The following is a 13,977-nucleotide window of genomic DNA, read 5'->3' as shown; positions in this document are numbered from 1 at the left end:
GAGCGGGCGGGAGGGAGGACCGCAGCGAAGGCCCAGCGAAGCGGGCTTCGCGAGGACCGGACCTTCCGGCCGGCGCAGTGACCAACCCCCAGCCACACCCCAGTCCCCCACCCCACACACATTCAGAGAGAGCTGGGCGTGAGCGTCGAGGGATCGAACCACCCAGCCCAGTGACCAACCCCCGCCCACACCCCCAACTCACCGCACCCCAACTCACCCCAGCCCAACACGCGTCCCAGCGGCACCCGTCCCCGTCCAGCCGCCCTTGTCGTACGGCCGGGTCGGGTGTGAATGGCTAGGGTTACGGGAGTGACCGAGGAAATCATCCGGTTGTTGGCCCGCCATCTGCCCGGCTACGAGATCGGCAGTGTCGAACGGTTGGGCGAGGGACAGGACAATGCGGCGTACGAGGTCAACGGTGAGTTGGTCGTACGGCAGAGCAAAATTGACGAGGCGGCCGACCGTGGGGAAGCGGTGCGGCGGGAGGCGGCGTTGCTGGCTGCCGTGGCCGAGTTGTCTCCGGTGCCCGTGCCGCAGCCGGTCTTCGTGGACGAGGAGGCGGGCGTGCTGGCGTACGGCAAACTGCCGGGCCGTCCGCTGAACCTGCACCCGGTCAGGGAGCCGATGCGCCTGGCGGCTCCTTTGGGTGATCTCCTCAGCCGGCTCCATGCGGCCCCGGTGGAGCGGATGGAGGCGTTCGCGCCGCGGGACATCTATCCGCTGAGCGAATTGCTGGAGGAGGCCGAGGACCACTACCGGGAGGTCGGGCCTCACGTGTCGCCGGCCGCCCGGCGGATGGTCGAGGACTTTCTCGGCACCCAGGCCCCGCCGGCGCCCGGCGTTCCGGCGTTCTGCCACAACGACCTGGGCGCCGAGCATGTGCTGGCGGAGGCCGAGACGAGCACCGTGACGGGAGTCATCGACTGGACCGACGCGGCCATCGCCGATCCCGCGTACGACCTCGCGCTCGTCTTCCGGGATCTCGGTCCGGAGGTGTTCGAGCGGACACTGGCGCGCTATCACGGGGGTCTCGACGACGCCGGGCATGCACGTGTCCTCTTCTACGCCCGATGCGCGCTGCTGGAGGACGTCGCGTATGGCCTCCGCTCGGCAGGTGCTCGGGCCTACGCGGACGCCGGTCTCGCGCATCTCGAGCGAACCTTCTCGTGACGCGCACCTTCTCGTGACGCGCACCTTCTCGTGACGCGCACCTTCTCGTGACGCGCACCTTCTCGTGACGCGCACCTTCTCGTGACGCGTGCCCTCCCGTGAGGCGCGCCTTCCCGGACGCGCACCCTCCGAAGACGTCTCCTTGTGACGCACGTCGCCACGTGAGACGGCGCTCACCCGGTGACCAGGCGGTACCCCACGCCGCGGACGGTCTGGATCATCGTGTCCTCCACGTCGCCGAGCCGGTGGCGCAGGCGTTTGACGTGTACGGCGATGGTGTTGGTCGACATCCCGTCGGTGGAGTGCCAGACGTGGCGCATGATCTGCTCGCGGGTGACGGTTCTGTCGGCGTTGCGCATCAGGTAGTGCAGCAGCTCGAACTCGCGCAGGGGCAGGTGCACCACGCGTCCGCCGACCTTCACCTGGTATGCCGTGACGTCGAGCTCCACGTCGCCGATCGTGAGCACGGTCCGGTGGCCGTCCTGCCGCTGGAAGGCAGCGTGGACGAGGGGGAGCAGCTCGGGCACGCGGTACGGCCTGGCGACGCAGGCCGTCGCGCCCGCCTCCAGGGCCTGCAGCGCCTGCCCGGCGTCGCCGCCGAAGTCGATGCCGAGCAGGACGGGCACGGACCGCGCGAGCCGTACGGCGCGGACGAAGTCGACGGGTCCGACGATGGGCAGGGAGGCGCAGATCAGCACGGCGTCGGGCCGGAGCGCCCCGGCCTGCAGCAGCGCCTGGGCGCCGTCCGGTACGCCGGTCACGTCGACGCCCTCGGCCTGCATGGCGGCCGAGAGCTGTCGCACCAGACCCGCGTCCGGATCGGCCACCAGGAGCATGGGCGCCGTCCGAGTGTCCCCCTCCACTGCGGGTGCCGTCACCCGGTCCCTCCAATGCTGTCAGCCGGGAGCGGTCGTCAGCCGAAACGGCCCGTGATGTAGTCCTCGGTCGCCTTCTCGGCCGGATTGGTGAAGATCTTCGAGGTCTCGTCCATTTCCACGAGCTTGCCGGGCTGCCCCTGGGCGGCCAGGTTGAAGAACGCGGTCCTGTCGCTGACCCGGGCGGCCTGCTGCATGTTGTGGGTCACGATGACGATCGTGTAGTCCTGCTTGAGCTGCGAGATCAGGTCCTCGATCGCCAACGTCGAGATCGGGTCCAGGGCCGAGCACGGCTCGTCCATGAGCAGCACCTGCGGGCGTACGGCGATCGCGCGGGCGATGCACAGGCGCTGCTGCTGACCGCCGGACAGGCCCGCGCCGGGCTTGTTCAGCCGGTCCTTGACCTCGTTCCAGAGGTTGGCGCCCTTGAGCGACTCCTCGACGACGCCCTCCAGCTCCGACCGGGAGTGACGGCCGTTGAGCCGCAGGCCCGCCGCCACGTTGTCGAAGATGGACATCGTGGGGAAGGGGTTCGGCCGCTGGAACACCATGCCGATGGTCCGCCGGACCGACACGGGGTCGACGTCGGCGCCGTAAAGGTCCTGCTCCTCCAGGCGCACCTTGCCCACGACCCGTGCGCCGGGGATGACCTCGTGCATCCGGTTGAGGGTCCGCAGGAACGTCGACTTCCCGCAGCCGGACGGGCCGATGAAGGCCGTCACCGACCGCGGCTCGATGGTCATCGAGATGCCCTCGATCGCCTTGTGCGAGCCGTAGTAGGCGTCGAGGCCCGCGACCTCGATCTGCTTGGCCATTCCTTACCTCCTCCTCGCGGGCGAACGCCACCAGGTGATGAGGCGCGCGACCAGGTTGAGCAGCATGACGATCAGGATCAGCGTGAGCGCGCCGGTCCAGGCCCGGTCGATCGCGGTGTCCGTGGGACGACCGGCCTGATCGAAGACGTACAGCGGGAGCCCCATCTGCGGCCCGTTGAACGGGTCGTTGTTTATGGAGTCGGTGATGAAGACGGTCAGCAGCAGCGGCGCGGTCTCCCCGGCGACGCGGGCGACGGCCAGCATGACGCCGGTCACGATGCCGGTGAACGCCGTGGGCAGGACGACCTTGACGATGGTGCGCCACTTGGGCACGCCCAGCGCGTACGACGCCTCGCGCAGCTCCCGGGGCACCAGGCGGAGCATCTCCTCGGCGGACCTGACCACGACCGGCATCATCAGGATCGACAGGGCGAGCGCGCCGGCGAAGCCGGAGAACGGCATGCCGAGCACGAGGATCCAGAAGGCCAGGACGAAGAGCCCGGAAACCACGGAAGGGACGCCGGTCATGACGTCCACGAAGAAGCTGATCGTGCGGGACAACCGTCCGCCCTCGCCGTACTCGACGAGGTAGACGGCGGTGAGCAGGCCGATCGGGACCGCGATGAGCGACGCGAGCAGGACCTGTTCGAGCGTCCCGATGATGGCGTGGTAGGCACCGCCGCCGGCGTCGCGCGCCCCGATGTTGCGCATGGAGTGGGTGAGGAACTCCATGTCGAGGCGGCCGATGCCGTTCTTGACGACGAGCCACAGCACCGACAGCAGCGGGATGACCGCGAGCGCGAACGCCAGGTAGACGAGCACCTGGACGAGCCGGTCCTTGACCCGCCGGACGGCGGAGATGGGCTGGATTCCGGTTCTCATCTGGATTCCGGTCTGTACGGTCACGCTGCGGCCCTCGCGTACTCCTTGCGGCGGGCGATGACGAAGCGGGCGGCCATGTTCACCAGCAGGGTGATGAGGAACAGGACGAGACCCGAGGCGATCAGCGCGCCGCGGCCCACCTCGGTCGCCTCGCCGAAGCCGTTGGCGATGTTGGCGGCGATGCTGTTGCCGTACGGACCGAGGATCTGGAATGTGATCTTGAACGTCGCGGGGAAGATGAGCGCGACCGCGATGGTCTCGCCCATCGCGCGGCCGAGGCCGAGCATGGCGGCGCTGATGACGCCGGGCCGGCCGAACGGCAGGACCGACATCCTGATCATCTCCCAGCGCGTCGCGCCGAGCGCCAGCGCGGCCTCTTCCTGCATCTTGGGGGCCTGCAGGAAGACCTCGCGGGAGATCGCGGCGATGATCGGCAGGATCATGATCGCGAGCACCAGCGACGCGGTGAGCATGCTCTTGCCGACGATGGTGTCGCCGCCGAACAGCGGGATCCAGCCGAGGTAGTCGTTGAGGAACTTCGACGGGCCGAGCATGAACGGCACGAGGAAGGCGACGCCCCACAGGCCGTACACCACGCTGGGGACCGCCGCGAGGAGGTCCACGACGTAGCCCAGGACCGAGGCGAGCCGCCGGGGCGCGTAGTGCGAGATGAACAGCGCGACGCCGACCGCCACCGGGGTGGCGATGACCAGCGCGAGCAGCGAGCTCAGCACGGTGCCGAAGGCGAGCGCCCCGATGCCGAAGACCGGCTCGGTGGCGTTCGGCTGCCAGGTCAGCTCGGTGAGGAAGCGGGACGTGTTCGCCTGGAGGGCGGGGACGGCCTTGACGACCAGGAACACCCCGATCGCGGCCATGATCGCCAGAAGGACGACACCGGCCCCGGTCGAGGCGAAGCGGAACGGGCCGTCGCCGCGGCTGCGCCGGAAGGCGGACCGGCGCATGGCCGGCCCGCTCTCCCTGGTTCTGGTTGACGTCGCCATCTGTTAGGCGATCGCCTCGACCGCGGTGCGGACCTTGGTGAGCAGGCTCGACGGCAGCGGGGCGTAGCCCAGGCTGGTCAGCGCCTGCTGGCCCTCGTCGCTGGCGGTGTAGGTGAGGAACGACTTGACCAGCTTCGCGTCCTCGGCCGCCAGGCCCTTCTCACAGGTGATCTCGTACGTGACCAGCACGATCGGGTAGGCGCCCGCGGCGCTGGTGGCGTAGTCGATCTTCAGCTTGAGGTCGTTGCCGGTGCCCTCGATCTGGGCGGCCTCGACGGTCTTGGCGGCGCTCTCCGGGGTGAGCTCGACGAACTCACCGGAGCCGTTGGCGACCTTGGCCTTCTGGAGCTGGGAGTTCTCGGCGAAGGACAGCTCGACGTAGCTGATCGCGCCCTCGGTGCTCTTGACGCTGGAGGCGATGCCGTCCGAGCCCTTCGAGCCCTGGCCCTGCGCCTCGGCCGGCCACGCCTTCGCGGGCTCGTACGGCCAGTCGGCGGTGGCCTTGAGGAACTTGGTGAAGTTGTCGCTGGTGCCCGACTCGTCCGAGCGGTGGAACGCCTGGATGGCGGTCGAGGGCAGCTTGGCGTCGGGGTTGTCGGCCTTGATGGCCGGGTCGTCCCACTTGGTGATCTTGCTGTTGAAGATGCCGCCGATGGTCTTCGGCGAGAGCTGCAGGCCGTCCACACCCGGCAGGTTGTAGACGACGGCCACCGGGCCGGTCACCATCGGCAAGTTGATCGCCTTGCCGGTCTTGCAGCGCGCGTCGGCCTGGGCGGGCTCGCCCTTGTCCTCCTTGAGGGCCGAGTCGGAGCCTGCGAAGGCCACCGTGCCCTGGATGAACGCCTGGACGCCGGCGCCGGAGCCGCTCGGGTTGTAGTTGATGCTGACGCCGGGGTTCGACGACTGGAAGTTCTTCTTCCACTCCGCGATGGCGTTCGCCTGGGCCGAGGAGCCGGCGGCGTTGATGGTGCCCTGGAGGGTGTCGTCGCCCTGCGCGGGAGCGGCGGCGCTGGAGGTGCCCCCCGCCGTGCTCGTGTTGTCATCGGTCCCGCATGCGGCGAGCGAGAGCACGCCGGCGATGGTGGCGGCGGCGAGCCGGCCTGCATACTTCACGGTTGTTCCTCCCCTTGTCTCTCAACAGCAGGGACGGTAGGGAGCCAAGGTGACCTAAAACCTTGGTAAAGGTGAACGCGTAATGAACGCCCCCGGTCGCTCTCGTATGGCTTCGCGAGAGATAACGAGCAGGTCACGGGTGTTATGGGAGAGGATTGAGTTCATGAAGCGTGTATGTCTGGTCTGCATGGGGAACATCTGCCGATCGCCCATGGCCGAGGTCGTGCTGCGCCGTACGCTGGCCGAACGCGGGCTCGACGTGGAGGTGGACAGCGCCGGCACCGGAGGCTGGCACGCGGGAGAGCCGATGGACGAGCGGGCCCTGGCCACGCTGGCCGGCCACGGGTACGACGGCTCGTCCCACCGGGCCCGCCAGTTCGACCGGGCGTGGTTCGCCGAGCGTGACCTCGTTCTCGTCATGGACCAGGACAACCTGCGCGCCATACGCCGGATCGCGCCGCCGGACGCCGACGTGCGGCTGCTGCGGTCGTTCGACCCGGCCGCCCCCGACGGCGCCGAGGTGCCCGATCCCTACTACGGGGGACCCGAGGGCTTCGCCGAGGTGCTGCGCATGGTCGAGGCGGCCTGCGAGGGGGTGGCGAAGTACCTTGAGGATCACTAGGAACCTCGGCGGCGGGCACGCCTGGACCCTGCACGAGGGCGTGCTCGACGACGGCCGCAGGGTCTTCGTCAAGAAGAGCGGGGCCGCGTCCGCCGTGCTGGAGAGTGAGGCGGCGGGGCTGCGCTGGCTGGCCGAACCGGGGGTGGTGGCCGTCCCCGAGGTGATCGCCGAGGACGGCGGCACGCTGGTGCTGGAGTGGATCGACACCGTCCCCGCCACGGCCGGGGCGGCCGAGCGGTTCGGCCGGTCGCTCGCGGCGCTGCACGCCGCCGGCGCCGCGGACTTCGGCGCTCCCTGGCCCGGCTACATCGCCGAGCTCGCCATGGGCAACGAGTCCGCGCCGGACTGGCCGTCGTTCTACGTGTCCCGCCGGGTGCTCCCGTTCGTACGGCTCGCGCGTGACCGTGGGGCGCTGTCGGCCGCCGACGTGGAGCTGGTCGAGGAGGCGTGCGGCCGGGTGACGGAGGTCGCCGGGCCGGCCGAGCCGCCGAGCCGGATCCACGGCGACCTGTGGAGCGGGAACCTGCTGTGGTGCGCGGACGGGGTCGTGCTCGTCGACCCGGCCGCCCACGGCGGGCACAGGGAGACCGACCTCGCGATGCTGGCGCTGTTCGGGGCGCCGCACCTCAACACGATCCTCGCCGCCTACCGCGAGGCGGCGCCCCTCGCGGACGGCTGGCGTGAGCGTGTGCCCCTGCACCAGCTCCACCCGCTGGCCGTCCACGTCTGCCTGTTCGGCGAGGCGTACCGGGGCAGCCTTCTCACCGCCGCGGGCGACGTCCTGGCGTTGTAGGGCTCAGCGAGGGGACAGGCGCTTGAGAACCTCGTCGTGGAGCCGGCCGTTGGTGCAGACGAGATTGCCACCCTCGAGCGGCGGGGTGCCGTCGAGGGAGGTGCAGGAGCCGCCGGCCTCCTCGACGATGATCGTGAGGGCGGCCATGTCCCACGGGGACAGTTCGGGCTCGGCGGAGATGTCCACCGCACCCTCGGCGACCATCATGTGCGACCAGAAGTCGCCGTAGCCGCGGGTGCGCCAGCACTCCCTGGTCAGATCGAGGAACGGGTCGAGCCGCCCGGCCTTCTCCCATTCCTCCAGGTCCGAGAAGGAGAAGGAGGCGTCGTCGAGGCGGCCGACCGAGGACACCTCGCAGCGCGTCGCCTTGCTCATGCTGCGCCCGGTCCACGCGCCGCTCTCCTTGGCGGCCCACCAGCGGCGGCCGAGCGCCGGGGCCGAGACCACGCCCACGACGACCTTGCCGTGTTCCATCAGCGCGATCAGCGTGGCCCACACGGGGACCCCGCGCACGTAGTTCTTCGTGCCGTCGATCGGGTCGACGATCCAGGAGCGCATGCCGTACCCGGTCATGCCGAACTCCTCGCCGACGACGGCGTCGCGGGGGCGGGCACGGCGCAGCGTGCCGCGGATGGCCTCCTCCACGGCCCGGTCGGCGTCGCTGACCGGGGTGAGGTCGGGCTTGGTGTCGACCTTGAGGTCCACGGCCTTGAAGCGGCGCATCGTGAGGTCGTCGGCGGCGTCCGCCAGTAGATGCGCGAGGTGCAGGTCGTCGCGGTACTCCGTCACAGGCCCAACGTATCGTGCCGCCACCTGGTCACATCAGAGGAAGGATCGCTCCGGACCGTACCTGCCGGTAACATCCCGGCCATGGACATCGGCGCCTTCATGCTCGACAGCGTCCCGTTCGCGCGGCTGCTCGGCATCACGTTCGACACGATCGGCTCCGGTACGGCGGTCGCCCGCCTGGCCGACCGGGCGGACCTGCACAACCACGTGGGCGGCCCGCACGCCGGCGCCCTGTTCACGCTGGCCGAGACCGCCTCGGGCGCGGCCATGCTGTCGGCCTTCGGTGACCAGCTGTCCAGGGCGGTGCCGCTGGCCACCGAGGCGTCGATCCGCTACCTCAAGCTCGCCAAGGGCGAGGTCACGGCGGCCGCCACCCTGCGGGCCGAGCGGGAGGCGGTCGTCGCCCGGCTGGACGCGGGGGAGCGGCCCGAGTTCGAGGTCGGCGTCGAGATCCGCGACGCCGGTGACGTCGTCGTGTCGGAGATGACCGTCTCCTGGACCCTGCGCCCCAACCGCCGGAGCTGACGCGTCACTCGGCGAGGACGTCGTCCGGGGAGGAGCGCGCGAGCCCGGCGAGGGTGGCGAGGGCGCTTTCCAGCGTGTGGGCGGGCGGTGAGGCGAGGCCGAGGCGGACGGCGTTCGGCGTGCGGTGGTCGCCGACGGCGAAGGCGGCCGCCGGAGTGACGGCGATGCCGTGCCGCGCCGCGGCCGCCACGAACGTGTCGGCCCGCCACGGCGGGGGCAGCTCCCACCAGCAGTAGTAGGACCGCGGGTCGGCGCGGACGGCGAACTCGCCCAGGTGACGCGCCGCGATCTCCTGCCGCGCCTCGGCGTCCCGCCGCTTGCCCCGGCTCAGCGCTCCCACCACGCCGTCACCGGCCAGCCGGACCGCCGCCTCCAGCGCGAACCGCGGCGGCGCCGCACCCATCGAATGCAGCGCCGCGGTCACGGCGGAGGCCGCGGCCCCGGGTACGACCGCGAACCCGACGGTCAGCCCGGGCGCGAGCCGCTTGGACAGGCTGTCGACGAGGATCGTGCGCCCGGGCGCCACGGCGGCGAGCGGGGGCAGCTCGTCCCGGAGGAACGACCAGATGCCGTCCTCGATCGCGGGCACGTCCAGCCGTGCGAGCACGGCCGCGAGCGCGGCGCGGCGCTCGACCGGCATGCTGACCGACGACGGGTTGTGCAGCGTCGGCTGGAGATAGACGGCCCTGAGCGGAGCCCCGCGCGCGGCGGTCTCCACGGCCTCGGGCACCAGGCCCGCGTCGTCGACCGGCAGGGGGACGAGGGTGACCCCGAGCCGGGTGGCGATCGTCTTCACGACGGGGTAGGTGAGCTCCTCGACGCCCAGCCGCGTGCCCGGCGGGACCAGCGCGGCGACGACGGCCGCGATCGCCTGGCGTCCGTTGCCCGCGAAGAGCACCCGCGCCGGGTCCGGGCGCCAGCCCGGGCGGGCGAGCAGGTCCGCGACGACCTCGCGGGCGACGGGGGTGCCCGCCGCGCCCACCGGCCGCATAGAGGCCTCCAGCACGTCCGGGCGCAGCAGTCGCCTGATGCCGTCCTCGATCAGACGGGCCTGTCCGGGGATGACGGGATAGTTGAGTTCGAGGTCCACCCTGCTGCCGCTCGGTTCGGCCAGAGCGGTCCCCGGACGCCGGGCGGAGGCGCGGACGAAAGTGCCGCGGCCGACCTCGCCGACCGTGAGGCCGCGGCGGGTCAGCTCCGCGTAGACGCGTGCCGCGGTGGAGCCGGCGATGCCGCGCCGACGGGCGAAGTCCCGCTGCGGGGGCAGCCGGTCTCCGGGTCTCAGCCGCCCGGCCGCGATGTCCGCGGCCACCTCGTCCGCCAGCTCCCGGTAGCTCTCCACCGCCGCCTCCTCACCGCCGCCTCACCGTGCCACGGTGACGCATTCAAACACGACATTGCTCCGAGAACAATATGAATTATTGCCCTGATAACGCGAGGAGGATTAGCCTGATAAAGCCGTCCGGACCGGTGTGAATGACCCGCGAAGAGAAAGCGATATCGATGGTCGAAACCCAAGCGGTCCTGGGCGTCGTGTCCGTGGCGCTCGGAATGGTGCTGTCCCCGGGCCCGAACATGATGTATCTGGTCTCCCGCAGCATCAGCCAGGGACGCCGGGCCGGGATCATCTCGCTGGCCGGAGTCGTCGCGGGGTTCCTCGCCTACCTGACGGCCGCGAACCTCGGGCTGGCCGTGCTGTTCGCCGCCGTTCCGCAGGTCCTCGCCGCCATCCGGCTGGCCGGGGCGGGTTACCTGCTGTGGCTCGCGTGGAAGACGATCAGGCCGGGCGCCGCGTCGGTGTTCAGCGTGCGGGAGGTGCCGGGCGATTCGCCGCTCCGGCTGTTCACCATGGGACTGATGACGAACCTGCTCAATCCGAAGATCGCCATTCTGTATGTCTCCGTCATTCCGCAGTTCGTCGATCTCGGCGCGGGACACGTGCTCTTCCAGGGCGTCGTTCTCGGCCTCTTCCAGATCGCGGTGGCCTCGACGGTGAACCTGTCGATCGTGCTGGCCGCCGGAAGCGTCGCGGGTTTCCTGGCGCGCCGGCCGGAGTGGCTGCGGGCCCAGCGGATCGCCATGGGGAGCATGCTCGGAGTGCTCGCCGTAATGCTCGCCCTCGGCGGATTGCTCTAGTCCTCGTCGGCGGAGCCCTCGCGGCTGGCGAGCAGCCGCCGCAGGGACTCCAGCCGCGTGGGATCGGCGTGTCCCTCCGCGACGTAGCGGTCGAGAGCGCACTCGTCGCCGAGGTGGGTGCAGCCCTTGGGACAGCCGGCCGTGGCGTCCACCAGGTCGGGGAAGGCGGCGAGCACGGTCTCCACCGAGATGTGCGCGAGCCCGAAGCTGCGTACGCCGGGGGTGTCGATGATCCAGCCACCCTCCGGCAGTTCGAGGGCGACCGCGGAGGTGGAGGTGTGCCTGCCGCGCCCGGTGACGGCGTTCACGTGGGACACGGCCCGGCGGGCGTGCGGAACCAGCGCGTTCACCATGGTCGACTTGCCGACCCCCGAGTGGCCGACGAGGACGCTGATCCGGTCCGCGAGCGCCTCGCCCAGGTCGTCGAGCGGGCCGCCCTTGCGGACGACGACGTACGGCACGCCGAGGGGCTCGTACAGCGCCACGAGGTCGCCGGCGGGCGCCAGGTCGGCCTTGGTGAGGCACAGCAGCGGCTCGATGTCGGCGTCGTACGCCGCGACGAGCATCCGGTCGATCATCCGGGGGCGCGGCGGGGGGTCGGCGAGCGCGGTGACGATGACCAGCTGGTCGGCGTTGGCGACGATGGGGCGCTCGATGTCGTCGACGTCGTCGGCGCTGCGGCGCAGCATCGAGGTGCGCTCCTCCACGCGCACGATGCGCGCCAGCGTGTCGGGCTGCCCGGTGACGTCGCCCACCAGCGCCACGCGGTCGCCCACGACGATGCCCTTGCGGCCGAGCTCGCGGGCCTTCATCGCCACGACGAGCGTCCGCTCGCCCCTGCGCTTCTTCGGTGTGGCGGAGCGGGGGACGCCCTCGCCCACCAGACAGGTGTAGCGCCCGCGGTCGACGGCCACCACGAAGCCCTCGACCGCCTCGCTGTGGGCAGGCCGGATCCGCGTCCGGGGCCGTGAGCCCTTGCCCGGCCTGACCCTGACGTCGTCCTCGTCGTACTGCCGCTTTCTCAGCGCCCGCGCCCTTCGGAGTGCCCCGATCCCAGGTGGTCCTCGCTGCCCAGCATCGCGGCCCACATGCGGGGGAACTCGGGCAGCGTCTTGCCGGTCGTGGCGATGTCCTCGACCTCGACACCCGCCACGACCAGGCCGATGACCGCGCCCGCCGTGGCCATGCGGTGGTCGGCGTAGGAGTGGAAGACACCGCCGGTCAGCGGCCGGGGGTGGATCTCCAGGCCGTCGTCGGTCTCCCGGGCGTCGCCGCCCAGCCGGTTGATCTCCGTGGCGAGGGCAGTGATCCGGTCGGTCTCGTGCCCCCGGATGTGCGCCACGCCCCGGATGCGGGACGGCCCGTCGGCCAGCGCGGCCAGCGCGGCGATCGTGGGGGTGAGCTCGCTGACGTCGCGCAGGTCGGCGTCGATGCCGCGCACCCTGCCTTCACCGGTCACCCGCAGGCCCTCCGGCACCCGCTCGACCCGCGCGCCCATCTCGGCGAGCAGCCCGCGAAGCGCGTCGCCGCCCTGCGTCGTCTCCTCCGGCCAGTCCGGCACGACGACCGAACCCCCGGTGACCAGGGCCGCCGCCAGGAAGGGCGCGGCGTTGGACAGGTCGGGCTCGACCGTGACGTCCCTGGCCCGGATCGGGCCGGGCTGCACCCGCCACACGTCGCGCTCGGAGTCGTCCACCTCGACCCCGGCCTGGCGCAGCATCTGCACCGTCATCTCGATGTGCGGCATCGACGGGACGGGCGGGCCGCTGTGCCGTACGGTCACGCCCTTCTCGAAGCGCGCGGCGGCCAGCAGCAGGCCGGAGACCATCTGCGAGGAGACCGAGGCGTCGAGGGTGACCTCGCCGCCCGGGATCGGACCGCGGATCGTGAACGGCAGCGCGTCGTTGTCCACCGCCGCGCCGAGCGCCCGCAGCGCGCCCAGGATCGGGCCCATCGGCCGCTTGCGCGCGTGCGCGTCGCCGTCGAAGAAGACCGGCCCGTCGGCGAGCGCGGCGACCGGGGGCACGAACCGCATCACCGTCCCGGCGAGCCCGACGTCGACCGACGCCCCGCCGCGCACGGGATGCGGGGTCACCGACCAGTCCACGCTGTCGGCGCTCTCGTTGGACGGCGTCATCTCGGCGCCGAGCGAGCGCAGCGCGGCCGCCATCAGATCGGCGTCGCGGCTGCGCAGCGCGAGCCGTACGGTGCCGGGGGCGTCGGCCAGCGCGGCGAGCAGCAGCGCGCGGTTGGTCACCGACTTGGAGCCGGGCAGGCGGACCGTCGCGTGGACCGGCTCGGCGGCCACCGGGGCGGGCCAGAGCGGTGCGGCGGCGTTCTGGTGGGCGGCGTGCGGCTCGGCGCCGCCGGACGCGGACTGCGGAGAGGCCATGTGCGCAAGCTTAGTGTGCGCGTGCCCGACCGGACCGTCTCGGAGAACGCGTCCGCCCCCCGGGAGTGGCAGTCTTGGTGGCATGTGCGGGAGGTACGCGTCGGCGCGCAAGAAGCAGGAGTTGCTGGAGGAGTTCCAGGTCGAGCTGGACGGTGTGCCCGACCAGGAGCTGCGGCCCGACTACAACGTCGCGCCCACGAAGAACGTCTACGCGGTCATGTGCCGCGTGCCCAAGGACGACGGCGGCGAGAGCCGGGGCGACGAGCCCGTCAGGCAGCTCCGGGTGGTCCGGTGGGGGCTCGTGCCGAGCTGGGCCAAGGACCCGTCGGTGGGCTCGCGGATGATCAACGCCAGGGTGGAGACGGTGGCGGAGAAGCCGTCCTACCGCAGGGCGCTGAAGTCCCGGCGCTGCCTGATCCCGGCGGACGGCTACTACGAGTGGATGCCGCTCGAGGGCAAGAAGAAGCAGCCGTTCTTCATCCACCCCGCCGACGGCGGCGTGCTCGCGATGGCCGGCCTGTACGAGTTCTGGAAGGACCCCACCCGCGCGGACGACGACCCGCTGAAGTGGCTGTGCACCTGCACGGTGATCACCACCACGGCGGCGGACAAGCTGGGCCGCATCCACGACCGGATGCCGATGATGGTCGAGCGCGAGCGCTGGGAGGAGTGGCTCGACCCGCGGGTGACCGACCCCACGGGGCTGCTGGTCCCGGCCGGGCCGGACCGGCTGGAGGCGTACGCGGTGTCGGACGCCGTGAACAGCGTCCGGCACAACGGCCCCGAGCTCATCGAGCCCCTCGAAGGAGACGACGTCCCGCGGCTCCTCTGACAGGCCGCGAATCCGAGAAAACCACACGTTCG

15 protein-coding genes are annotated in these 13,977 nt (G+C 71.3%); 6 read left to right on the top strand and 9 right to left on the bottom strand.

Features of this window, described 5'->3' with window-relative positions; genetic code table 11:
- The first annotated feature begins 309 nt into the window (after positions 1 to 309).
- Positions 310 to 1,170, top strand: coding sequence for a phosphotransferase family protein (locus ACWEQG_RS36460; RefSeq protein WP_452291884.1), 861 nt, complete (start codon positions 310 to 312; stop codon positions 1,168 to 1,170).
- 173 nt (positions 1,171 to 1,343) lie between these two features.
- On the opposite strand, the gene ACWEQG_RS36455 is transcribed toward ACWEQG_RS36460, so the two are convergent.
- From ACWEQG_RS36455 to pstS, 5 genes are read right to left on the bottom strand one after another with little or no spacing between them, the layout of a single operon-like run.
- A complete protein-coding gene (locus tag ACWEQG_RS36455) occupies positions 1,344 to 2,048 on the bottom strand; it encodes a response regulator transcription factor (RefSeq protein ID WP_363464714.1) in 705 nt (234 codons plus the stop codon).
- 35 nt (positions 2,049 to 2,083) lie between these two features.
- On the bottom strand, positions 2,084 to 2,860 hold the full coding sequence (gene pstB / locus ACWEQG_RS36450) for a phosphate ABC transporter ATP-binding protein PstB (RefSeq protein ID WP_346229642.1): 777 nt from the start codon (positions 2,858 to 2,860) through the stop codon (positions 2,084 to 2,086).
- A 3-nt stretch (positions 2,861 to 2,863) separates the two neighbouring features.
- On the bottom strand, positions 2,864 to 3,742 hold the full coding sequence (gene pstA / locus ACWEQG_RS36445; RefSeq protein WP_363464718.1) for a phosphate ABC transporter permease PstA: 879 nt from the start codon (positions 3,740 to 3,742) through the stop codon (positions 2,864 to 2,866).
- Between the two features lie 20 nt (positions 3,743 to 3,762).
- Positions 3,763 to 4,704 (bottom strand): phosphate ABC transporter permease subunit PstC, encoded by a 942-nt coding sequence (gene pstC, locus ACWEQG_RS36440; protein WP_452291882.1) that lies wholly within the window; start codon positions 4,702 to 4,704, stop codon positions 3,763 to 3,765.
- 42 nt (positions 4,705 to 4,746) lie between these two features.
- Complete coding sequence (gene pstS, locus ACWEQG_RS36435; RefSeq protein ID WP_452291880.1) at positions 4,747 to 5,856, bottom strand: phosphate ABC transporter substrate-binding protein PstS; 1,110 nt, start codon at positions 5,854 to 5,856, stop codon at positions 4,747 to 4,749.
- Between the two features lie 163 nt (positions 5,857 to 6,019).
- Between pstS and ACWEQG_RS36430 the strand changes: the two genes are divergently transcribed.
- Together ACWEQG_RS36430 and ACWEQG_RS36425 are read left to right on the top strand one after the other, a co-directional pair.
- Complete coding sequence (locus ACWEQG_RS36430) at positions 6,020 to 6,478, top strand: low molecular weight protein-tyrosine-phosphatase (protein WP_363464726.1); 459 nt, start codon at positions 6,020 to 6,022, stop codon at positions 6,476 to 6,478.
- Entirely contained in the window at positions 6,465 to 7,271 is an 807-nt protein-coding gene (locus tag ACWEQG_RS36425) for a fructosamine kinase family protein (RefSeq protein WP_452291878.1), read from the top strand. Before ACWEQG_RS36430 ends, ACWEQG_RS36425 begins: the two co-directional genes overlap by 14 nt.
- 3 nt (positions 7,272 to 7,274) lie before the next feature.
- On the opposite strand, the gene hisN is transcribed toward ACWEQG_RS36425, so the two are convergent.
- Positions 7,275 to 8,060 carry a histidinol-phosphatase gene (gene hisN, locus ACWEQG_RS36420; RefSeq protein ID WP_452291876.1) on the bottom strand — a complete coding sequence of 262 codons (786 nt, stop codon included), beginning with the start codon at positions 8,058 to 8,060 and terminating at the stop codon, positions 7,275 to 7,277.
- A gap of 81 nt (positions 8,061 to 8,141) precedes the next feature.
- On the opposite strand from hisN, the gene ACWEQG_RS36415 reads away from it, so the two are divergent.
- Positions 8,142 to 8,585 carry a DUF4442 domain-containing protein gene (locus ACWEQG_RS36415; RefSeq protein WP_452291874.1) on the top strand — a complete coding sequence of 148 codons (444 nt, stop codon included), beginning with the start codon at positions 8,142 to 8,144 and terminating at the stop codon, positions 8,583 to 8,585.
- 4 nt (positions 8,586 to 8,589) lie between these two features.
- Here ACWEQG_RS36415 and ACWEQG_RS36410 read toward each other — a convergent pair whose 3' ends face one another.
- On the bottom strand, positions 8,590 to 9,927 hold the full coding sequence (locus tag ACWEQG_RS36410; protein ID WP_452291872.1) for an aminotransferase-like domain-containing protein: 1,338 nt from the start codon (positions 9,925 to 9,927) through the stop codon (positions 8,590 to 8,592).
- A gap of 161 nt (positions 9,928 to 10,088) precedes the next feature.
- Here ACWEQG_RS36410 and ACWEQG_RS36405 point away from each other — a divergent pair, with 161 nt between their 5' ends.
- Positions 10,089 to 10,721 carry a LysE family translocator gene (locus ACWEQG_RS36405; protein WP_452291870.1) on the top strand — a complete coding sequence of 211 codons (633 nt, stop codon included), beginning with the start codon at positions 10,089 to 10,091 and terminating at the stop codon, positions 10,719 to 10,721.
- Here the strand turns inward: ACWEQG_RS36405 and rsgA are convergent.
- Positions 10,718 to 11,746, bottom strand: coding sequence for a ribosome small subunit-dependent GTPase A (gene rsgA / locus ACWEQG_RS36400; RefSeq protein WP_452291888.1), 1,029 nt, complete (start codon positions 11,744 to 11,746; stop codon positions 10,718 to 10,720). The genes ACWEQG_RS36405 and rsgA overlap by 4 nt on opposite strands.
- Positions 11,743 to 13,113: a 3-phosphoshikimate 1-carboxyvinyltransferase gene (gene aroA / locus ACWEQG_RS36395; RefSeq protein WP_452291869.1), complete on the bottom strand. Its 1,371-nt coding sequence runs from the start codon at positions 13,111 to 13,113 to the stop codon at positions 11,743 to 11,745. Before aroA ends, rsgA begins: the two co-directional genes overlap by 4 nt.
- Positions 13,114 to 13,195: 82 nt before the next feature.
- On the opposite strand from aroA, the gene ACWEQG_RS36390 reads away from it, so the two are divergent.
- Positions 13,196 to 13,945: an SOS response-associated peptidase gene (locus ACWEQG_RS36390; protein ID WP_363464742.1), complete on the top strand. Its 750-nt coding sequence runs from the start codon at positions 13,196 to 13,198 to the stop codon at positions 13,943 to 13,945.
- Positions 13,946 to 13,977: the final 32 nt, after the last annotated feature.

The organism is Microbispora sp. NPDC004025, assembly GCF_053604425.1.
This window is presented reverse-complemented; position numbering and strand designations above follow the sequence as displayed.

Bases quoted from the DNA above. Each gene is read 5' to 3' on its own strand.
- ACWEQG_RS36415 (WP_452291874.1), top strand. From the start codon at position 8,142: ATGGACATCGGCGCCTTCATGCTCGACAGCGTCCCGTTCGCGCGGCTG.
- pstA (WP_363464718.1), bottom strand. From the start codon at position 3,742: ATGAGAACCGGAATCCAGCCCATCTCCGCCGTCCGGCGGGTCAAGGAC.
- pstC (WP_452291882.1), bottom strand. From the start codon at position 4,704: ATGCGCCGGTCCGCCTTCCGGCGCAGCCGCGGCGACGGCCCGTTCCGC.
- aroA (WP_452291869.1), bottom strand. From the start codon at position 13,113: ATGGCCTCTCCGCAGTCCGCGTCCGGCGGCGCCGAGCCGCACGCCGCC.
- ACWEQG_RS36405 (WP_452291870.1), top strand. From the start codon at position 10,089: ATGGTCGAAACCCAAGCGGTCCTGGGCGTCGTGTCCGTGGCGCTCGGA.
- ACWEQG_RS36390 (WP_363464742.1), top strand. From the start codon at position 13,196: ATGTGCGGGAGGTACGCGTCGGCGCGCAAGAAGCAGGAGTTGCTGGAG.
- ACWEQG_RS36430 (WP_363464726.1), top strand. From the start codon at position 6,020: ATGAAGCGTGTATGTCTGGTCTGCATGGGGAACATCTGCCGATCGCCC.
- pstB (WP_346229642.1), bottom strand. From the start codon at position 2,860: ATGGCCAAGCAGATCGAGGTCGCGGGCCTCGACGCCTACTACGGCTCG.